The following is a 19,397-nucleotide window of genomic DNA, read 5'->3' on the forward strand; positions in this document are numbered from 1 at the left end:
GGTACTGCAGGGGGGACCCTGTGGGAGAGTAGGACGCCGCCGAACAATCATTGTGGGAAAGCCCCGCACCTTCTGGTGCGGGGCTTTTCTGCGTTTACCGGCCATTGCATTTCGGCGCTGGCCCCGCGCGTTACCGGTCGGCGGGGTAGCTCTTGAGGGTGCTCGTGTCGAGCGTCCAGCGGCCGGCGGTGACGGTGTCCCCGAAGGCATAGGGGACCGCTTCCTCGATAACGATGATGCCCTCCTGGTGGGTACCCGCCCAGCGTATCCAGCGCCAAGGCGGTTGCCCGGGTGGAGCGGAACTACAGGCGGCCCGCCGCCTTGAGGGACAGGTAGGCGTCGGCCAGGGTCGGGGCCAGGGTGTCGGGCGTGGCGTCGACCACGTGGACGCCGTGACGGGTGAGCTGGTCGGACGTGCGGCGGCGCTGGGCCTGGGTCTGGGTGGCGGCCGCGGCTTCGTAGACCGCGTCCACGGTGCCCCGGGAGGCGGCCATCGCCGCCACGTGGGGGTCGGCCACCGAGGCCAGCAGAACCGTGTGGCGCTGGGTGAGACGTGGCAGGAGCGGGAGCAGGCCCTCTTCGACGGGGGCGGCGTCCAGGCTCGTCAGGAGGACCACCAGGGACCTGCGAGGGGCGCTGCGCAGGATGGTGGACACCAGGGTGCGCGAGTCCGTCTCGACCAGTTCCGGTTCGAGGGTGGCCATCGCGTTCACGAAGGAAGGGAGGACGTCGGCTGCCGCTCGGCCCTGGACCTGGGCGCGGGGGCGGCGGTCGTGGGCCAGGAGGTCCACCCGGTCGCCGGCGCGGGTGGCCAGGGCAGCCAGCAGCAGGGCCGCGTCCATGGAGGAGTCGAGGCGGGGGGCGTCGCCGACCCGGCCCGCCGAGGTGCGGCCGGTGTCGAGGCAGATCAGGATGTGCCGGTCGCGCTCGGGACGCCAGGTGCGGACGGCAACCTTGTGCTGACGGGCCGTGGCGCGCCAGTCGATGGAACGGGTCTCGTCGCCGGGGACGTAGTCGCGCAGGCTGTCGAACTCGGTTCCCTCACCGCGGGTCAGAAGGCTGGTGCGGCCGTCCAGTTCCCGCAGCCGCGCCAGCCGGGACGGCAGGTGCTTGCGGCTGGTGAAGGGAGGCAGGACCCGTACCGTCCAGGGGACGGGGTGGTTGCCCTGACGGGCCCACAGGCCGAGCGGGCCGTACGAGCGGATCGTGACGCGGTCCGCGCGGCGGTCGCCGCGGCGGGTGGGCCGCAGACGGGTGGTCAGGCGGCGGCGTTCGCCCGCCGGGACGACCAGCTCGTGGCGGGACGCGGCCGCTTCCGTGCCCGGGGTCCAGCTGCTGGGGGGCCAGGCGTCGCGGACACGGGCGCGGAGGGTGCGGCGGCCGGGGTTGGTGACGGTGAGGTGGACGTCCGCGGGTTCGCCCAGGCGGATGGAGGTGTCGCCGGAGCGGGCCAGTACGAGGCTGCGTACCGGCGCGGCCAGGGCGTAGTCGACCGCGCAGGCCAGCGCGATCGGGCCGTTGACCGCGAGCATGCCCGCCCAGCTCGGCTCCAGGACGCCGACCGGGATGCTGCCGAGGGCCGCCAGCAGGGCGGCGCGTCCGGTGAGGGCCATCAGCGCGGGACGGGGACGTGGGAGAGGATCGCCGTGATGACGGCGTCCGCCGTGACGCCCTCCATCTCCGCCTCCGGGCGCAGCTGCACGCGGTGACGCAGCGTCGGGAGGGAGAGGGCCTTGACGTCGTCGGGGGTGACGTAGTCACGGCCGGTGAGCCAGGCCCAGGCGCGGGCGGTCGCGAGGAGGGCCGTCGCGCCGCGCGGGGAGACGCCGAGGACGAGGGACGGCGATTCGCGGGTGGCGCGGCAGATGTCGACGACGTAGCCGGCGATTTCGGGGGAGACCGAGACGCGGGCGACGGCCTCGCGGGCCGCTTCGAGCTGGGCCCGGCCGGCGACCGGGCGGAGGCCGGCGGCCTTCAGGTCGCGGGGGTCGAAGCCGGCGGCGTGGCGGCTCAGTACGCCGATCTCGTCCTCGCGGGAGGGGAGGGGCACGGTGAGCTTGAGGAGGAAGCGGTCCAGCTGGGCTTCGGGGAGCGGGTACGTGCCCTCGTACTCGACCGGGTTCATGGTGGCGGCGACGAGGAACGGCTCGGGGAGCTTGCGCGGGGTGCCGTCGACGGTGACCTGGCGCTCCTCCATCGCTTCGAGGAGGGACGACTGCGTCTTGGGGGGCGTGCGGTTGATCTCGTCGGCGAGGAGGAGGTTGGTGAAGACCGGGCCGTCCTGGAAGGAGAACTCGGCGGTGCGGGCGTCGTAGACGAGCGAGCCGGTGACATCGCTGGGCATCAGGTCCGGGGTGAACTGGACGCGCTTGGTGTCGAGTTCGAGGGACGCGGCCAGGGCCCGCACGAGGAGGGTCTTGGCGACGCCGGGGACGCCTTCGAGGAGGACGTGGCCGCGGCACAGCAGTGCGACGACGAGGCCGGTGACGGCGGAGTCCTGACCGACCACGGCCTTGCCGATCTCGGTGCGGAGCGCTTCGAGGGAAGCGCGGGCGCTGTCCGCGGTCGCGGCCGTGGACTCGGTGGCCGGGTACGTCATGACGTGCGGACCTCTCTTTCGAGGGCGTCGAGGTGGTCGGCGAGCGCGACGAGCGCCGCGTCGTCGGAGGGGGTGGTGCCGAAGAGGAGGGCGGTCACGTCCCGGGGCTCGCCGGTCAGGCGGGCGGAGACGGCCGGGACCAGTGCGGCCGGTTCGTGGGCCTGGGTGGGTGCTACGCCGACCAGCGAGGCCAGGCGTTCGCGGGCGGCGGCGCGCAGGACGGTCGCGGCGCGGTCGCGGGCCGCGGCCTTGCGGTAGAGGCGGGCGCGGCCCTCGGTGGCCTCGGAGGCGCGGATGGCGACGGGGAGGTTCTCGGTGACGAGGGGACCCAGTCGGCGGGCGCGCCAGAGGGCGGCGAGGGCGGCGGCGAGGAAGAGCTGGAGCAGGGCCCAGGACCAGCCGGCCGGGACCAGTTCGAGGAGTGACTTGTCCTGGTCGCCGGTGCCGGGGTCGGAGTCCGCGAGGGACGGCAGGTACCAGACGAGGTCCGGGCGGGAGCCGAGGAGTTGCAGGGCGAGGGAGGCGTTGCCCTGCTCGGCGAGGCTCTCGTTGAGGAGGATCGTCTCGGAGCCGAGGAGGACGGTGTCGCCGCCGGCGGTGCCGGTGGGGAGGACGAGGAGGGTGGGGTGGCCGCCGCTGGGGTAGCAGGCGGTCGCTCCGGGGAGGGCGGTGGTGTAGCGGAGGTTGCCGCCGGTGCCGGCGCGGCCGGCCGAGGTGGCGGCGGGCAGGGTGCAGCGGGGGTCGAGGTCGTCGGCGCCGGCGTCGCCCTCGGTACGGACTCCGGGGGACAGGTCGGAGAGGCTGTGGTCGCCGGGGGCGAGGAGGACGGTGCGGCCGCCGGAGAGGTCGATCGCCGAGCGGATGGCGCTGCGCTGGCCGGCGCCGAGCCGGTCCGGGGCGGTGACGAGGAGGGTGGTGCGGGGGCCGGCCGCGTCGGCGGCCTCGCGGGCGGTGGTGACGACACGTGTGGTGACGCCGCGTTCCTTGAGGAGCGCGGCGACGGCGCGGCTGCCGGTGGGGTCGGCGGAGCGGGGGTCGAGGTGGCCGTGGCGCGTGCCGGAGTTCAGGGCGGCGAGGATGACGGCGCCGGCGGCGAGGACGGCGAGGACGGCGGCGGTGCGGCGGACCCTGCGGGTGGCTCGGCGGAGGTGCGTGCGGGGTCCCGTGCGGGGTCCCGTGCCGGGGGCTAGGCCTGTGGCGGGGGCTTCGGCGGCGGCCGTGGCGGTGGCGGTGCCTGCTGCCGGGGCCGTGGCGGCGGCGGTGTTCGGGGCCGGGGCGGTTCCGGCGGGGCCGGGCGCGCGCCGGGGCGTCTCCTCGGGCGCCGAACGGTGCCCAGGGCCGGACAGCGCGGCGGCGGTGCGTTCGGCGCCCTGCGGGGATCGCCCCGACACACTCCCGGCCCCACCGGAACCGGCGGCGGTGGGCCGTGCGGGTTCGGCCCCCTGGGGGGATGGCTCCCGTGTGCTTCCGGTCCCGTCGGATGCGGGGTCGCTGGGGCCGGTCATGCGGTGCGTCCTGTCAGGAGCGGCTTGGTGCGGTCCAGGGCGAGGTCGAGGGTGCGCAGGCGGGCGTAGGCGTCGGGGTCGGCGGTGCGGCCGCCGTACGTGACGTCGTCGAAGGTGCGGGCGGCGGCGCGGAGGTCGGCGGCGTGGTCCGGCAGGGAGAGCGCGGCTTCGGCGGCCGCCTCGTCGGCGGTGCGGCCCGGGCGCGGGTCCAGGAGGGTGCGTTCCTCCAGGGAGCGGAACACGGCGCGCATGCGTTCCTGGACGGCCTGCGTCCAGCGGCCGGCGGCGGCGTGGGCCTCGGCGGCGGTGCGGTGGTCGGCCGCGCTGCGGACGCCGTCGTCGAAGAGGGCGTTCGCGGAGGCGGCGGTGCGGCGGGGGGAGCCCAGGCGCCACCACAGGGCGGCGACGGCCAGGACGACCACGAGGAGGACGGCGACCAGGCCCACGACGCCTCCGGGGGTCGCCGCGGAGGCGGCGCCGAACAGGTCGTCCAGCCAGTCGAAGAACGCGCGCAGGGCGCGGTCCACCAGGCTCGGGTCGTTCTCGTGGTACATCGGCTTGGACAGTTCGCGCTCCGCCGCCTCCTGGGCCGGTGCGCGCGGTGTCGTCACCGGTGGTGTCTCCGCGCCCGGCAGGAGTGCCGCGGTGCGGGTGATGAGGCCCCCCGTGCTCATCATCGGTGGGTCAGCCTCCGGTCGTGCCGTAGTTCTCGATGCCGGCCGCCCGGGCGAGCTCCAGGTCGAGGCCCTCGCGGCGGATGCGCTGGTCGACGTAGAGGAGGACGGTGACGCCGGACTGGATGGGCATGATGATCGTCTGGGCGATGATCAGGCCGATCCCGGAGAAGATCAGCGGCCCCCAGGCGGACTGGGCGCTGCCGTCCTCCAGGGAGTCGATGCCGCCGCCGAAGGCGAAGAGGCCGAGCATCTGGAACGGCGCCACGACCATCAGCGCGACCATGAAGGCGATCAGGCTGGTGAGGACCGTGATGCCGAAGATGCGCCACCAGGAGCCGCCGACGAGCTTCGAGGAGCGCGCGAAGGCCTTGATGAGGGTGCTCTTCTCCAGCATCAGGGCGGGGGAGGCCAGGCTGAACCTGATCCCGAGCCAGATGACCAGCGGCAGCCAGGCGACGACGCCGACGACGGCGAGGCCGATGTTGCCCGCGAGGGCTCCCGGCAGGACCAGCACGGCGCCGAGGAGGATGATGCCGAGGGCCAGCAGCAGGGTCAGGCCGGCCAGGCGCAGCAGCTGGGGGCGGGCGTCGCGCCAGGCCTCGGAGACCGAGGAGTGCTGTCCCAGGACGGCCCGGCTGAAGATCATCGTGAGCATCGCGGTGACCACGATCGTCCCGAGGACCTGGATGAACTGGTTGACCACCGACACCGCGAGGGTGCTGCCGAGGCTGTCGATCGCCTCCTCGGCGGTCATGTCCTCGGTGGAGCTGAGGGGCAGGTCGCTCAGCATGAACTTCTGCACGAGCACGCTGATCACCTGGATGACCGTGGCCACGACCAGGGTGATCGGTACGACGGAGCGCCAGTGCGTGCGCATGGTGGCGACCGAGCCGTCGAGGATCTCGCCGAGGCCCAGCGGGCGCAGCGGGATCACTCCGGGCTTGGCGGCCGCGGCCCGGCCCCACTGGCCCGGGCCGCCCGGGTAGGAGTACTGGCCGCCGTACGAGGCGCCGGGCTGCTGGCCCCATCCGGCGGCGGGCTGCGCCGGAGGGGGCGGGGTGTCGGCGGGAGGTGTCGCGCCGGGGCTCGACCACTGGCCGGGCGGGGGCTGCTCGGCGGACCACTTGGGGTCGCCGGTGGGCTGTTCGGGCTGCTGCGCGCCGCCGTCGGTGGCCGGCCGGCCGGCGGGGGTTGCCTGCCGGTCGCCGTCGGACGGAGAGGATCCGGGCGTAGCCCAGCCCGGAGAGTCGTTCATCGTCGCTCCTTCACATCCACCTGCTGCGGCGGGGGCGCTGGTCGCTGCCATCGTGCCACGTGAGGGCCCCGAACGGACCAGCCGTCCCCCCGGATGCCCGGTAGCCCGTACCTTCAATTGTCGCCCGGATCCGGGTCTGACCGGTCGAGCCGATGTCCACGCAGGTCCGAGGGGCGATTTCCAGCCCTTTTGGCTGTGGGACAGCTCACCGCCGGGTAACGATTGGCTAATGGGATGATGTCAAACATGAAGGGACGCGTCCTGGTCGTCGACGACGACACCGCGCTGGCCGAGATGCTCGGCATTGTGCTGCGGGGAGAAGGTTTTGAGCCGTCGTTCGTAGCGGACGGTGACAAGGCACTCGCTGCCTTCCGGGAGGCGAAGCCCGACCTGGTCCTGCTGGACCTCATGCTGCCCGGACGGGACGGCATAGAGGTCTGCAGGCTGATCCGGGCCGAGTCCGGCGTGCCGATCGTCATGCTCACCGCCAAGAGCGACACGGTGGACGTGGTCGTGGGTCTGGAGTCCGGGGCCGACGACTACATCGTCAAGCCGTTCAAGCCGAAGGAGCTGGTGGCCCGTATCCGGGCCCGCCTGCGCCGGTCGGAGGAGCCCGCGCCCGAGCAGCTGGCCATTGGTGACCTCGTCATCGACGTGGCCGGGCACTCGGTCAAGCGGGACGGCATGTCCATCGCCCTGACGCCGCTGGAGTTCGACCTGCTGGTCGCTCTCGCGCGCAAGCCCTGGCAGGTGTTCACCCGTGAGGTGCTGCTGGAGCAGGTCTGGGGCTACCGGCACGCGGCGGACACCCGCCTGGTCAACGTGCACGTGCAGCGCCTGCGCTCGAAGGTCGAGAAGGACCCGGAGCGCCCCGAGATCGTCGTGACGGTGCGCGGTGTCGGCTACAAGGCCGGACCCAGCTGACGTGCAGTCCGGCACCTCGGGCAGGGTCCGGGGCGGTTCCCGCCCGTGGACCGGCAGGCTGCTCCGGGAGGGGGCGCCGGCGGGCCGCATGCTGCGGCTGTTCGTACGTCTCGTGCGGCGGCCGCTGCTTCCGGCTGTCCGGCTGTGGCGGCGCAACATCCAGCTCCGGGTGGTCGCCGCCACCCTGCTGATCTCGCTCTCCGTGGTCCTGGCGCTGGGATTCGTCGTCATCGCGCAGGTCAGCAAGGGCCTCCTCGACGCCAAGGAGGAGGCCGCGCAGAGCCAGGCCGCGGGCGGGTTCGCGGTGGCGCAGGAGAAGGCCAACACCCCCGCGACCGTGGACGGGCCCGACGCGACCGACAACAAGGTCGGCCGTGACGCCAGTACGTGGATGAACTCCCTGGTCAAGCAGCTGGCCAGTGGCGGGCAGACCGCCTTCGAGGTGGTCGCGCTCGGGGCCGGCACCGGGGAGCAGCTCCAGCCCGGCGCGCAGGGCGTCCGGGGCGCCCGTGCCTCCGGGAACGTGGATCCGACCGCCAGCGTGCCGCTCAGCCTGCGCCGGGCCGTCAACCACGCCACCGGCACGTTCAAGACCTTCTCCGAGATCCGCTACACCAGCGGGGCCGACCAGAAGGAGCCCGAGGCGGCGCTGGTCGTGGGCAAGCGGCTCACCGACATCAACGGGGACCCGTACGACCTGTACTACCTCTTCCCGCTCACGCAGGAGGAGGAGTCCCTCAACCTGATCAAGGTCACCATCGTGACCGCCGGCCTGTTCGTCGTCGTCCTGCTCTGCGGCGTCGCCTGGCTCGTCGTACGCCAGGTGGTGAGCCCCGTACGGATGGCCGCCGGGATCGCCGAGCGGCTGTCGGCGGGGCGGCTCCAGGAGCGGATGAAGGTCACCGGCGAGGACGACATCGCGCGCCTGGGCGAGGCCTTCAACAAGATGGCGCAGAACCTCCAGAACAAGATCCAGCAGCTGGAGGAGCTGTCCCGGATGCAGCGCCGGTTCGTCTCCGACGTCTCGCACGAGCTGCGGACGCCGCTGACGACGGTACGGATGGCGGCCGACGTCATCCACGACGCCCGCGTCGACTTCGACCCGGTGACGGCGCGCTCCGCGGAGCTGCTCGCCGGGCAGCTCGACCGCTTCGAGTCGCTCCTCGCCGACCTGCTGGAGATCAGCCGCTTCGACGCCGGGGCGGCGGCCCTGGAGGCGGAGCCGATCGACCTGCGCGAGGTGGTGCGCCGCGTCATCGACGGGGCCGAGCCGCTCGCCGAGCACAAGGGCACCCGGATCCGGGTCCTCGGCGACACCCAGCCGGTCATCGCCGAGGCCGACTCGCGGCGCGTCGAGCGGGTGCTGCGCAACCTCGTCGTCAACGCCGTGGAGCACGGCGAGGGCCGCGACGTGGTGGTCCGACTGGCGTCCGCGGGCGGGGCCGTCGCCGTCGCCGTACGGGACTACGGCGTCGGGCTGAAGCCCGGCGAGGCAACCCGCGTCTTCAACCGTTTCTGGCGGGCCGACCCGGCGCGGGCGCGCACGACCGGCGGGACCGGCCTCGGCCTGTCCATCGCCGTCGAGGACGCCCGGCTGCACGGCGGCTGGCTCCAGGCGTGGGGCGAGCCGGGCGGCGGCTCGCAGTTCCGGCTGACGCTGCCGCGCACGGCCGACGAGCCGCTGCGCGGCTCGCCCATCCCGCTGGAGCCCGAGGACTCCCGGGCGAACCGGGCCAGGGCCGCGGCGGACGCCGCGGCGGCCTCGGACAGCGCGGCGGAGCGGCAGACGTCCGATGCCGGGGACCGCTCGCCGATACCGCCGCGGGCGCCGGTCGCGGGCGCGATGTCGGTGCCCGCCGACCCGACGGCCCTCCCGGGGAACGGGGCCCGGGTCGTGGCCCGCCCGGCCGAGCAGGCACAACAGGAGGATCGAGCCGATGGACGGTGAGCCCGTGGACGCGCGGTGGGGGAGCGCACGGGTGAGGGGCCGACGCCTGCGCACGTTGCGGGTGTACGCCTTCCCAGCGGCCGGGCTGCTCCTGGCCGGCTGCGCCTCGATGCCCGACAGCGGCGAGATCCGCGCGGTGCAGGCCTCGCAGGGCGTGGACTCGCAGGTGCGGGTGTTCGGCGTACCGCCCGCGGACAAGGCCACGCCGGCGGAGATCGTCGACGGCTTCCTGGAGGCGATGACCAGCGACGACCCGCAGCTGGAGACCGCCCGCAAGTACCTCACGCCGGCCGCCGCGAAGTCCTGGAAGCCCGGCTCGGCCGTCACCGTGCTCTCCTCCGGCCTCAGCCGGGTCGCGGTCCGCGGCGAGAAGGACCCAGAGGGCCCCCGCTGGAAGGTGACCGGCAAGAAGCTCGCGACCGTCGACGAACACAGCGCGTACCAGCCGCAGGCCGGGGGGGACTACGAGGAGCAGCTGCAGCTCGTCCAGGACGAGGACAAGCAGTGGCGCATCTCGACCCCGCCCAGCGGCCTCGTGCTCAGCGAGTCGGACTTCCAGCGCATCTACATGCCGGTGAACAAGTACTACTTCGCGGGCGCCACGCTCGTCGCCGACCCGGTCTACGTGCGCCAGCGCACCGACCCCGCCTCGCGGATGGACCCGACCACGCAGACCGTGCAGTCGCTGCTCGCAGGGCCGTCCCGGTGGCTCGCGCCGGTCGTGGAGTCCAGCTTCCCCACGGGTACGGAACTGCGTACGGGCACCAAGTCCCTTTCGTACGACGGCCAGAACACGCTGCGCGTGCCGCTCAACGACAAGGTGGGCAACGTCGCGCAGCCGCAGTGCAAGAAGATGGCCACCCAGCTCCTGTACACGGTCAAGGACCTGACGGGGTCGCGGCTCGACCAGGTCGAACTGCTGCGCTCCTCCGACGACAAGACGTCGTCCCTGTGCTCGGTGACCTCGGTGAGCGCGGACGCGATCGCCAACCGGCCCAAGATCCCCGACTTCCAGTACTTCGTCGACAACGACAAGCGGCTGGTCCGGATGAAGCTCGACGTGAGCAGCGACGACCAGCAGACCCACACCGAACCGGTGCCGGGGCCGCTGGCGGCGCTCCCGCCGTTCAAGGTCAGCTCGGCCGCGGTCTCGCACGACGAGCGGCGCGCGGCCGTGGTCTCCGAGGACGGGCACGGGCTGTACGTGGTGGCGATGTCCGGGGGCGGGCCGATGCCGGCGCAGGTGCCGATCGGCAGGGGCGGGAAGGCGGAGACGCTGACGGCGCCGAGCTGGGACGCCTCGGGCGACCTGTGGGTCGCGGACCGGGATCCGCAGCACCCGGGGCTGTGGCGGGTGCCGGGCGGGACCGCGATGCCCGAGCGGGTGCAGGTGGCGGGGCTCGACGGCCGGCGGATCGCCTCGTTGAAGGTGTCCGCCGACGGCGCGCGGATCGCGCTGCTGCTTGAGCAGGACGCCAACAGCAAGATCCTTTACATCGGGCGGATCGAGCGGCCCGACGCGAAGGGCGACGTCTCCGCGGTGTCGGTGCGCGAGCTGCGTCCCGCGGCCCCGCAGATGGCGAACGTGACGACGATGAGCTGGGCGCCGCGGGGCCGGCTTCTGGTGGTGGGCCGCGAGAAGGGCGGTGTGCAGCAGGCCCGCTACATGCTGGCGGACGGCTCGATGGTGGCGGCGAGCCTGCCGGGGGCCACGGGGCTGTCCGAGGTCGCGGTCGCGGCCGCGGAGGACGAGTCGAAGCCGAAGCCGGTGGTGGCGTTCTCGGAGGACGGGATCGTCTGGCTGCCGCCGGGGGCGCAGTGGCGCACGGTGGTCGCGGGCGGCGGGTCGCCGGTCTACCCGGGCTGAGCACGGCGGCGACCGACCGACCGGGGTGCGGCCGGCCGGGGTGCTGCCGAGGCGCGGCCCCAGCCCCTGCGCCGGGCGTTGTCCACAGGGGTGGCGGGCCGGGCGCCGGGCCGCCAGGGTGGGAGCCATGCGGGGGTGGTGGCAGGAGCTCGCCGGGCTGGTCCTGCCGGTCGACTGCGCCGGGTGCGGTGCCGTCCGCGTGCTGGTGTGCGGCGACTGCAGGGGCGCGCTCAGTGGGGCCGAGGCGGGGCTGGTGAGCCCGTCTCCGCGTCCTGAGGGGCTGCCGGTGGTGCAGGCATCCGCCGCCTACGAGGGGGCCGTACGCGCCGTCCTGCTGGCCCACAAGGAGCGCGGGGCGCTCCCGCTGGCCGGAGTGCTGGGCGCCGCGCTGGCGGCGGCCGTCCTGGCGGGCGGGCCGGGGCCGGGGTCGGGGCGGGGCGAGGTGGCGCTGGTGCCGGTGCCGTCGGCGCGCCGGCAGGTGCGGGCGCGCGGCCACGATCCGGCGCGCAGGATCGCCCTGGCAGCGGCGGGACGGCTGCGGCGGACCGGTGTTCCCGCGCGCGTGGCGCCCGTACTGGCGCTGCGGCGGGCGGTGGCGGACCAGGCGGGTCTGGGGGCCCGGCAGCGGCGGGAGAACCTCGCGGGCGCGCTGGCGGTGCGCCGGGACGGGGCGCGGCTTACGGAGGGGGCCCGGATCGTACTCGTGGACGACGTGGTCACCACCGGGGCGACGCTGGCCGAGGCGGCCCGGGCGGTGCGCGCGGCGGGCCTGGCGGGGGTATACGGGGGCGGATCCGGGGAAGGTGCGGGCGTGAGCACAGACGGCGTGCTGCGGGCGGCGGTGGTGGCCGCGCCGGCGGACTCCTTCGTGCGGGCGGCCGGCAGGCACCCCGAGGCGTCCGGGCGGTAGCCGCAACGCCTCCGGGGAAAACCCGTGAATAGATTTGGAACTGGAGGGGAAGGCCCATCGTTGCAGGTAGTACGAGGAAACGGCCACTGGACTGGAAGTACAGGCCAGTAGCGGGTGCCGACAACCGTCATAGAGGGATATGTTCGGTTGTAGGAACTCAGGAGGCTGTTCTCCCGCTCCGAAGTCGGTGGGATTTAGATCTTGCCGATGGGGGAGGAGGAGGTGAAAGTCGCCAAGTCCGAGGCTCCGGCCTTCACCGGAGTCTGGTGCGAAAGGGAGACGCTTCGCCCCGTCGGGCGGAGCTATCCGGGAACGGAGTTCTGCGTGGACATCGTCGTCAAGGGCCGCAAGACAGAGGTGCCCGAGCGGTTCCGCAAGCACGTGGCCGAGAAGCTGAATCCGGAGCGGATCCAGAAGCTCGACGCCAAGGTGATCAGCTTGGACGTCGAGGTGTCCAAGGAGCACAACCCGCGCCAGGCCGACCGTTCCGACCGCGTGGAGATCACCCTGCATTCGCGGGGCCCGGTGATCCGGGCCGAGGCGGCCGCCGCCGACCCGTACGCGGCGCTGGACCTGGCTCAGGACAAGCTGGAGGCCCGGCTGCGCAAGCAGCACGACAAGCGCTACACCCGCCGTGGCAGCGGCCGGATCCCGGCGGCAGAGGTCGCCGACGTCGTGCCGGGCGTCGCGTCGCTCAACGGCAGCGGCCAACCGGTCACCGAGGAGAAGGCGGACGGAGTTCCGGTCACCCGGATCGGACCCATCGAAGTGCAGGGCGAAGGCCCGCTGATCGTCCGCGAGAAGACCCACTCGGCCGCGCCCATGTCGCTCGACCAGGCTCTGTACGAGATGGAGCTGGTCGGCCACGACTTCTATCTGTTCGTCGACTCCGAGACGAAGCTGCCCAGTGTCGTCTACCGGCGTCACGCCTATGACTACGGCGTCATCCATGTGAACCCCGACGGGGCCTCCAGCTCGGAGGAGCCGCGGGGCGGCGCGGGTGGCGCGCTCGGCGGCTGAGCAGACCGTTCGCTGCCCCCGCGGGACGCTTCGGCGCCTCCGCGGGGGCACCTGCATGACCGGTATGCGCCAGGAGGTCCGCCGGCATCCCCCGCGCCGTGGTGCGGGCATGGAATCATGGCGGGCAGTCAACCGGCTGCGGAACGTGTCCGGTTGGCCCGGCAGCTCAGCACATGCAGGGGGAGGCACGATGGCGGACAGCTTCGGTCCGGTACGCGCGGACGACGGCGGGGACCGCCGCGGGGCGGACCCCTCGGGAGGAACCGCCGGCCCGTCGGCCGGGGAGCCCATCAGGGTGCTCGTGGTCGACGACCACGCGCTCTTCCGCCGAGGACTGGAGATCGTCCTCGCGCAGGAGGAGGACATCCAGGTCGTCGGCGAGGCCGGGGACGGCGCGGAGGCGGTGGACAAGGCGGCCGACCTGCTGCCGGACATCGTGCTCATGGACGTGCGGATGCCCCGGCGCGGCGGTATCGAGGCGTGCACCTCGATCAAGGAGGTGGCGCCCTCCGCGAAGATCATCATGCTGACGATCAGCGACGAGGAGGCGGACCTCTACGACGCGATCAAGGCGGGCGCGACCGGGTACCTCCTGAAGGAGATCTCCACGGACGAAGTGGCCACGGCGATCCGCGCGGTGGCCGACGGCCAGTCGCAGATCAGCCCGTCGATGGCGTCGAAGCTCCTCACCGAGTTCAAGTCGATGATCCAGCGGACCGACGAGCGGCGGCTGGTGCCGGCGCCGAGGCTGACGGACCGGGAGCTGGAGGTCCTGAAGCTGGTGGCCACCGGCATGAACAACCGCGACATCGCGAAGGAGTTGTTCATCTCCGAGAACACCGTGAAGAACCACGTCCGCAACATCCTGGAGAAGCTCCAGCTGCACTCCAGGATGGAGGCCGTGGTCTACGCGATGCGGGAGAAGATCCTGGAGATCCGCTAGCCGGCCGCCCGCTCGCCCCCGTGGGGGCGGCCCGGTCAGGCGCCCAGTGCGGTCAGTTCGGCCGTCACCGCCGCTGCCTCGGCGGCGCTCTGCGCCCGCTCCACGCGGACCGCGTCGCAGCCGACCCACTCCGCCGCCTCCCGCAGGGCCCGAGCCATCGCGGGCGAGGCCGCGGGGGAGGTCAGCGAGAGCTGCCGCGCGACCAACGTGCGGCCCTCGCGGGCCGGGTCGACGCGGCCCTGGAGCCGGCCGCCCGCCAGCAGCGGCATCGCGAAGTACCCGTGTATCCGCTTGGGCTTGGGGACGTACGCCTCCAGGCGGTGCGTGAAGCCGAAGATCCGCTCCGTGCGCGGACGGTCCCAGACCAGGGAGTCGAAGGGCGACAACAGCGTCGTGCGGTGGCGGCCCCGGGGGGCCGTCGCGAGGGCCGCCGGGTCCGCCCAGGCGGGCTTGGCCCAGCCTTCGACCTCCACCGGGACCAGCCCGGAGTCCGCGGCCACCGCGTCGAACTCCTCCCCCTTGAGCCGGTGGTAGTCCGCGATGTCGGCGCGGGTGCCGACACCGAGGGACCGGCCGGCCAGGGCCACCAGGCGGCGCAGGCATTCGCGGTCGTCCAGGTCGTCGTGGAGCAGGGCGTCGGGCACGGCCCGCTCGGGGAGGTCGTAGACCCGCTTCCAGCCGCGGCGCTCGCTGCACACCACCTCGCCGGTGTCGAGGAGCCACTCCACCGCGATCTTGGTCTCGGACCATTCGAACCACTCGCCGCCGTTCTTGGCGCCGCCCAGCTCGGTGGAGGTCAGCGGACCGTCCGCCCTCAGCCGGTCCAGGACCGCCCGCGTCGAGCGGTCCTTGTCCTGCAGGACGTGCCAGCGGTGGCCGCGCGCCCGGCGTGCCCGGCGGCGGAAGGCGAAATGCGGCCATTCCTCGATGGGCAGGATGCAGGCCGCGTGCGACCAGTACTCGAAGGCGTGCCGCTCGGTCCAGTAGGCCTTCTCCACGGCGTCCCGGCCGACCGCGCCGAGCCGTGCGTACGGGATCAGCTCGTGCGAGCGGGCCAGCACCGAGATGGTGTCGAGCTGGACGGCGCCCAGGTGGCGCAGGACTCCCCGGACCCCGCCGCGCCGGTCGGGGGCGCCGAGGAAGCCCTGCGCGCGCAGGGCGATCCGGCGGGCCTCGTCGGCGGACAGGGACACGGTCGGCGGCGGCAGGCTGGTCATGCGGCGAGCTTAGGGGCGGCCACTGACAACGGGCCCGCCCGGCAGCGGCCCGGCTTGGACCGTGGGCGCCGGCAGGTACGGCAGGTGGGAGGGCAGGCCCAGGTCGGAGGGGAGCAGGGCGCCGACCCGGCAGTCACGGAGGGTGCCGCGGTGGGAGATCCCGGCGCGCAGGGTCCCCTCCATCCGGAAGCCGGCCTTGTCGGCGACGGCCCGGGAGGCCGCGTTGCCGACGTCGGCCCGCCACTCCAGGCGGCCGGCGCCCAGCTCGGCGAAGGCCCAGCGGGCTGCGGCGCCGACCGCCTCGGTCACGTAGCCGCGGCCCCGGTGCTCCTTCACCGCCCAGAAGCCGATCTCGAACACGGACTCGCCGCGCGGATGCACGCCCACGGCCGCCACCAGCGGGCCCCCGGCCCCGAGCCGGACCGCGAAGCTGTACCCGGTGTCCCCGCGCCAGCCCGCCGGCACGGTCTCGTTCACCCAGGTGTCGGCGTGCGCGCGCCCGTAAGGCGAGGGGACCTCGTTCCAGCGCTGGATCTCGGGGTCCTGGCAGGCGGCGTACACCTCGGCGGCGTCCTCGGGGGCGAACGGCCTGAGCACGAGGCGTTCGGTGGTCAGTGTGGTGGGCTCCATGCGTGGATTGTGCTGCGGCCGCGATGCCCGGAGCGAACACTTTTCGGGAATCCGGCCGGGCGATGCGGCACCTTCGGTGTCCCCCGGACGTTCTCAATACGGGCACCCGTGCCCTCTGGGAACGGCGGACCTCCCGACGCGGCCGAGTCCTCGCTTACGATGGCCGTTGCGGTGGGGCCCACCTGCCGTGCCCGTGTACGTACAGTGCCCAGGCCCGACCGGCAAGGAGACAAACCTCGGTGTCCGTCTTCAACAAGCTCATGCGTGCAGGCGAAGGCAAGATCCTGCGCAAACTGCACCGCATCGCGGACCAGGTCAACTCCATCGAAGAGGACTTCGTCAACCTCTCCGACGCCGAGTTGCGGGCGCTCACGGACGAGTACAAGCAGCGCTACCAGGACGGTGAGAGCCTGGACGACCTGCTTCCCGAGGCCTTCGCGACGGTGCGCGAGGCGGCCAAGCGCGTCCTCGGCCAGCGCCACTACGACGTCCAGATCATGGGTGGCGCGGCGCTGCACCTCGGCCACGTCGCCGAGATGAAGACCGGTGAGGGCAAGACCCTCGTCGGCACGCTGCCGGCGTACCTGAACGCGCTGTCCGGCAAGGGCGTCCACCTGATCACGGTGAACGACTACCTGGCCGAGCGCGACTCCGAGATGATGGGCCGCGTCCACAAGTTCCTGGGCCTGTCCGTCGGCTGCATCCTGGCGAACATGTCGCCGGCGCAGCGTCGCGAGCAGTACAGCTGCGACATCACGTACGGCACGAACAACGAGTTCGGCTTCGACTACCTGCGCGACAACATGGCATGGTCGCAGGACGAGCTCGTCCAGCGCGGCCACAACTTCGCCGTGGTCGACGAGGTCGACTCGATCCTCGTCGACGAGGCCCGCACCCCGCTGATCATCTCGGGCCCCGCGGACCAGGCCACGAAGTGGTACGCGGACTTCGCCAAGCTGGTCACCCGTCTGGCCAGGGGCGAGGCCGGACAGCCGCTCAAGGGCATCGAGGAGACCGGCGACTACGAGGTCGACGAGAAGAAGCGGACCGTCGGCATCCACGAGGCCGGTGTCGCCAAGGTCGAGGACTGGCTCGGCATCGAGAACCTCTACGAGTCGGTGAACACCCCGCTCGTCGGCTACCTGAACAACGCCATCAAGGCGAAGGAACTGTTCAAGAAGGACAAGGACTACGTCGTCATCGACGGCGAAGTCATGATCGTCGACGAGCACACCGGCCGTATCCTCGCCGGCCGCCGCTACAACGAGGGCATGCACCAGGCGATCGAGGCGAAGGAAGGGGTGGACATCAAGGACGAGAACCAGACCCTCGCCACGATCACCCTGCAGAACTTCTTCCGCCTGTACTCGAAGCTGTCGGGCATGACCGGTACGGCCATGACCGAGGCCGCCGAGTTCCACCAGATCTACAAGCTCGGCGTGGTCCCGATCCCGACCAACCGCGCCATGGTCCGCAAGGACCAGCCAGACCTGATCTACCGGACCGAGGTCGCCAAGTTCGCCGCCGTCGTCGACGACATCGCGGAGAAGCACGAGACGGGCCAGCCCATCCTCGTCGGTACGACGTCGGTCGAGAAGTCCGAGTACCTCTCCCAGCAGCTCTCCAAGCGCGGCATCCCGCACGAGGTGCTCAACGCCAAGCAGCACGACCGTGAGGCGACGATCGTCGCCCAGGCCGGCCGTCGCGGCGCGGTCACCGTCGCCACCAACATGGCCGGCCGCGGTACCGACATCAAGCTCGGCGGGAACCCGGACGACCTCGCCGAGGCGGAGCTGCGCCAGCGCGGCCTGGACCCCGAGGAGCACATCGAGGAGTGGGCGCACGCCCTGCCCGAGGCGCTCACTCGGGCCGAGGCGGCCGTGAAGGCGGAGTTCGAGGAGGTCAAGGGGCTCGGCGGGCTGTACGTGCTGGGCACCGAGCGCCACGAGTCGCGCCGTATCGACAACCAGCTGCGCGGCCGCTCCGGCCGACAGGGCGACCCGGGCGAGTCCCGCTTCTACCTGTCGCTGGGTGACGACCTGATGCGCCTGTTCAAGGCGCAGATGGTCGAGCGCGTCATGGCGATGGCGAACGTGCCGGACGACGTGCCGATCGAGAACAAGATGGTGACGCGTGCGATCGCGTCGGCCCAGTCGCAGGTCGAGACCCAGAACTTCGAGACGCGCAAGAACGTCCTGAAGTACGACGAGGTGCTCAACAGCCAGCGCGAGGTCATCTACCGTGAGCGCCGCCGCGTCCTGGAGGGCGAGGACCTGCAGGAGCAGGTGCGCTTCATGATGGACGACACGATCGACGCGTACATCGCGGCCGAGACGGTCGAGGGCTTCGCCGAGGAGTGGGACCTGGAGCGCCTGTGGGGCGCCTTCCGGCAGCTCTACCCGGTGAAGGTCACCATCGAGGAGCTGGAGGAGGCCGCGGGCGACCGCGCCGGCATCACCGCCGAGTTCATCGCGGAGTCCGTCAAGGACGACATCCACGAGCAGTACGAGGCCCGCGAGAAGGCCCTCGGCTCCGAGATCATGCGCGAGCTGGAGCGGCGCGTGGTCCTGTCGGTGCTGGACCGCAAGTGGCGTGAGCACCTGTACGAGATGGACTACCTGCAGGAGGGCATCGGCCTGCGGGCGATGGCCCAGAAGGACCCGCTGGTCGAGTACCAGCGCGAGGGCTTCGACATGTTCAACGCCATGCAGGAAGGCATCAAGGAGGAGTCCGTCGGCTACCTGTTCAACCTGGAGGTCCAGGTCGAGCAGCAGGTCGAGGAGCTTCCGGTACAGGACGCGGCGCCGTCGCTGACGAAGGAGCCGGTGCCGGCCGCGCGTCCGGAGATCCGGGCGAAGGGGCTGGACGCGCCGCAGCGTCCGGACCGGCTGCACTTCTCCGCCCCGACGGTCGACGGGGAGGGCGGCGTGATCGAGGGCGACTTCGACAGCGACGCCGCCGGTGACGGGATGACGCGGGCCGAGCGCCGCAAGGCGCAGAAGGCCGCGGGTGGGCGTCGCCGCAAGAAGTAGCCCGCTGCCGGGTCGAGCTGTCGGCCGGGGCCGGACACCGTACGGGTGTCAGGCCCCGGCCGTTCTGCCGTGTGGCTCCGCCGGGGTGGCGGTGTGGTGCCGGGTGCGGCGCCGTGGCGGGGGCGCTGCCCCCGGGCCCCCGCGCCTCAAGCGCCGGCGGGGCTGGAGGGGCGGCGGGGCTGGAGACGGTGTGATCTATGGGAGCGGGCCGCGGATTTCCACCGCCGCGCAGCGCCAGCGGAGGTCCGGGCCCTGTTCCAGGCGGAAGGCCATCGCCGTCATGCGGTCGCCGGTGGCGATGCGGGCGAAGGCCTCGATGACGCCCGGGCCGGGGATGAAGCGGCCGCAGCGGCGGACGACCGGGCGCAGGCGCTCGCGCAGCGGGTCCGCGGGCGCCAGGGTGACCAGCTGCTGGTAGGCGGGGCCGACGGTGTGGCCCAGGAGAGAGTGGACCGGGCGCAGGCCGCTGACCACGGCCAGGAGGCGTTCGGCGAACCAGTGGTGCGGGCCCGCCGGGCCCCTGGTGCCCGCGGGAGCAACCGGCCCCGCGGGACCCGCCGGGCGTCGCTGGTCGCGCCGCCCGGCGGGGCGGGTACCGGAGCGGCCCGCGGGCCGGCGGCGGCCGCCGTTGCTGCCGATCGTGCCTTGCGTCGTGGTGTCCATCGCGTTCTGCCCCCGAACAGGCCGGGCCCGGAGCGGTACCGGGCGGTAACTTGATGGAGACCTTCTACGGTCGCCCGAACACGCTCCGCAACCACGGCCGAGCGCCGGCCCGCCGCCCGCCCGGTTCACCTATCCGAGTGCCCGCCCCGCCGCCCCCGCGCGGGCCGGGCCGGGCGCCGGGTCAGCGGGTGGACGGGCGCCCGGCGC

15 protein-coding genes are annotated in these 19,397 nt (G+C 72.9%); 7 read left to right on the plus strand and 8 right to left on the minus strand.

Features of this window, described 5'->3' with window-relative positions; all coding sequences use genetic code 11:
* Nucleotides 1–302: 302 nt before the first annotated feature.
* From AB0F82_RS28455 to AB0F82_RS28475, 5 genes are all read right to left on the minus strand, one after another.
* Complete coding sequence (locus AB0F82_RS28455; protein ID WP_362632441.1) at nucleotides 303–1,613, minus strand: DUF58 domain-containing protein; 1,311 nt, start codon at nucleotides 1,611–1,613, stop codon at nucleotides 303–305.
* Nucleotides 1,613–2,599 carry an AAA family ATPase gene (locus AB0F82_RS28460; RefSeq protein WP_362632443.1) on the minus strand — a complete coding sequence of 329 codons (987 nt, stop codon included), beginning with the start codon at nucleotides 2,597–2,599 and terminating at the stop codon, nucleotides 1,613–1,615. Before AB0F82_RS28460 ends, AB0F82_RS28455 begins: the two co-directional genes overlap by 1 nt.
* Entirely contained in the window at nucleotides 2,596–3,990 is a 1,395-nt protein-coding gene (locus AB0F82_RS28465; RefSeq protein ID WP_362632445.1) for a DUF4350 domain-containing protein, read from the minus strand. The genes AB0F82_RS28460 and AB0F82_RS28465 overlap by 4 nt, the downstream gene beginning before the upstream one ends.
* A 110-nt stretch (nucleotides 3,991–4,100) precedes the next feature.
* Nucleotides 4,101–4,781 (minus strand): DUF4129 domain-containing protein, encoded by a 681-nt coding sequence (locus tag AB0F82_RS28470; protein WP_436842176.1) that lies wholly within the window; start codon nucleotides 4,779–4,781, stop codon nucleotides 4,101–4,103.
* A gap of 7 nt (nucleotides 4,782–4,788) precedes the next feature.
* A complete protein-coding gene (locus tag AB0F82_RS28475) occupies nucleotides 4,789–6,036 on the minus strand; it encodes a glycerophosphoryl diester phosphodiesterase membrane domain-containing protein (RefSeq protein ID WP_362632448.1) in 1,248 nt (415 codons plus the stop codon).
* Between the two features lie 234 nt (nucleotides 6,037–6,270).
* On the opposite strand from AB0F82_RS28475, the gene mtrA reads away from it, so the two are divergent.
* From mtrA to AB0F82_RS28505, 6 genes are all read left to right on the plus strand, one after another.
* Nucleotides 6,271–6,960, plus strand: coding sequence for a two-component system response regulator MtrA (gene mtrA / locus AB0F82_RS28480; protein WP_187405629.1), 690 nt, complete (start codon nucleotides 6,271–6,273; stop codon nucleotides 6,958–6,960).
* 88 nt (nucleotides 6,961–7,048) lie between these two features.
* Complete coding sequence (gene mtrB / locus AB0F82_RS28485) at nucleotides 7,049–8,908, plus strand: MtrAB system histidine kinase MtrB (protein WP_362632537.1); 1,860 nt, start codon at nucleotides 7,049–7,051, stop codon at nucleotides 8,906–8,908.
* Nucleotides 8,898–10,775, plus strand: coding sequence for an LpqB family beta-propeller domain-containing protein (locus AB0F82_RS28490; RefSeq protein ID WP_362632451.1), 1,878 nt, complete (start codon nucleotides 8,898–8,900; stop codon nucleotides 10,773–10,775). The genes mtrB and AB0F82_RS28490 overlap by 11 nt, the downstream gene beginning before the upstream one ends.
* A 127-nt stretch (nucleotides 10,776–10,902) precedes the next feature.
* Nucleotides 10,903–11,685, plus strand: a complete 783-nt coding sequence (locus AB0F82_RS28495) for a ComF family protein (protein ID WP_362632453.1) — start codon at nucleotides 10,903–10,905, stop codon at nucleotides 11,683–11,685.
* A 324-nt stretch (nucleotides 11,686–12,009) separates the two neighbouring features.
* A complete protein-coding gene (hpf, locus tag AB0F82_RS28500) occupies nucleotides 12,010–12,705 on the plus strand; it encodes a ribosome hibernation-promoting factor, HPF/YfiA family (RefSeq protein WP_390074630.1) in 696 nt (231 codons plus the stop codon).
* Nucleotides 12,706–12,895: 190 nt separating this feature from the next.
* A complete protein-coding gene (locus AB0F82_RS28505) occupies nucleotides 12,896–13,648 on the plus strand; it encodes a response regulator transcription factor (protein WP_362632456.1) in 753 nt (250 codons plus the stop codon).
* A gap of 35 nt (nucleotides 13,649–13,683) precedes the next feature.
* Here the strand turns inward: AB0F82_RS28505 and AB0F82_RS28510 are convergent, their stop codons facing one another.
* Together AB0F82_RS28510 and AB0F82_RS28515 are read right to left on the minus strand one after the other, a co-directional pair.
* Entirely contained in the window at nucleotides 13,684–14,865 is a 1,182-nt protein-coding gene (locus tag AB0F82_RS28510; RefSeq protein ID WP_362632458.1) for a winged helix-turn-helix domain-containing protein, read from the minus strand.
* Nucleotides 14,866–14,874: 9 nt separating this feature from the next.
* A complete protein-coding gene (locus AB0F82_RS28515) occupies nucleotides 14,875–15,495 on the minus strand; it encodes a GNAT family N-acetyltransferase (protein ID WP_356815787.1) in 621 nt (206 codons plus the stop codon).
* Nucleotides 15,496–15,734: 239 nt separating this feature from the next.
* Here AB0F82_RS28515 and secA point away from each other — a divergent pair, with 239 nt between their 5' ends.
* The gene (gene secA / locus AB0F82_RS28520) at nucleotides 15,735–18,527 is read left to right on the plus strand and encodes a preprotein translocase subunit SecA (RefSeq protein WP_362632460.1); all 2,793 of its coding nucleotides are present in this window, start codon (nucleotides 15,735–15,737) and stop codon (nucleotides 18,525–18,527) included.
* A 195-nt stretch (nucleotides 18,528–18,722) separates the two neighbouring features.
* Here secA and AB0F82_RS28525 read toward each other — a convergent pair whose 3' ends face one another.
* On the minus strand, nucleotides 18,723–19,190 hold the full coding sequence (locus AB0F82_RS28525) for an Rv3235 family protein (protein ID WP_362632462.1): 468 nt from the start codon (nucleotides 19,188–19,190) through the stop codon (nucleotides 18,723–18,725).
* Between the last annotated feature and the right edge of the window lie 207 nt (nucleotides 19,191–19,397).

This window comes from Streptomyces virginiae (assembly GCF_040638905.1).
Lineage (GTDB): Bacteria > Actinomycetota > Actinomycetes > Streptomycetales > Streptomycetaceae > Streptomyces > Streptomyces virginiae_B.

What these genes read in the sequence shown, in the direction of transcription:
- AB0F82_RS28455 (WP_362632441.1), bottom strand. Translation starts at nt 1,613, where the DNA reads ATGGCCCTCACCGGACGCGCCGCCCTGCTGGCGGCCCTCGGCAGCATC.
- AB0F82_RS28460 (WP_362632443.1), bottom strand. Translation starts at nt 2,599, where the DNA reads ATGACGTACCCGGCCACCGAGTCCACGGCCGCGACCGCGGACAGCGCC.
- AB0F82_RS28470 (WP_436842176.1), bottom strand. Translation starts at nt 4,781, where the DNA reads ATGATGAGCACGGGGGGCCTCATCACCCGCACCGCGGCACTCCTGCCG.
- AB0F82_RS28475 (WP_362632448.1), bottom strand. Translation starts at nt 6,036, where the DNA reads ATGAACGACTCTCCGGGCTGGGCTACGCCCGGATCCTCTCCGTCCGAC.
- mtrA (WP_187405629.1), top strand. Translation starts at nt 6,271, where the DNA reads ATGATGTCAAACATGAAGGGACGCGTCCTGGTCGTCGACGACGACACC.
- mtrB (WP_362632537.1), top strand. Translation starts at nt 7,049, where the DNA reads ATGCTGCGGCTGTTCGTACGTCTCGTGCGGCGGCCGCTGCTTCCGGCT.
- AB0F82_RS28490 (WP_362632451.1), top strand. Translation starts at nt 8,898, where the DNA reads ATGGACGGTGAGCCCGTGGACGCGCGGTGGGGGAGCGCACGGGTGAGG.
- AB0F82_RS28495 (WP_362632453.1), top strand. Translation starts at nt 10,903, where the DNA reads ATGCGGGGGTGGTGGCAGGAGCTCGCCGGGCTGGTCCTGCCGGTCGAC.
- AB0F82_RS28505 (WP_362632456.1), top strand. Translation starts at nt 12,896, where the DNA reads ATGGCGGACAGCTTCGGTCCGGTACGCGCGGACGACGGCGGGGACCGC.
- AB0F82_RS28510 (WP_362632458.1), bottom strand. Translation starts at nt 14,865, where the DNA reads ATGACCAGCCTGCCGCCGCCGACCGTGTCCCTGTCCGCCGACGAGGCC.
- AB0F82_RS28515 (WP_356815787.1), bottom strand. Translation starts at nt 15,495, where the DNA reads ATGGAGCCCACCACACTGACCACCGAACGCCTCGTGCTCAGGCCGTTC.
- AB0F82_RS28525 (WP_362632462.1), bottom strand. Translation starts at nt 19,190, where the DNA reads ATGGACACCACGACGCAAGGCACGATCGGCAGCAACGGCGGCCGCCGC.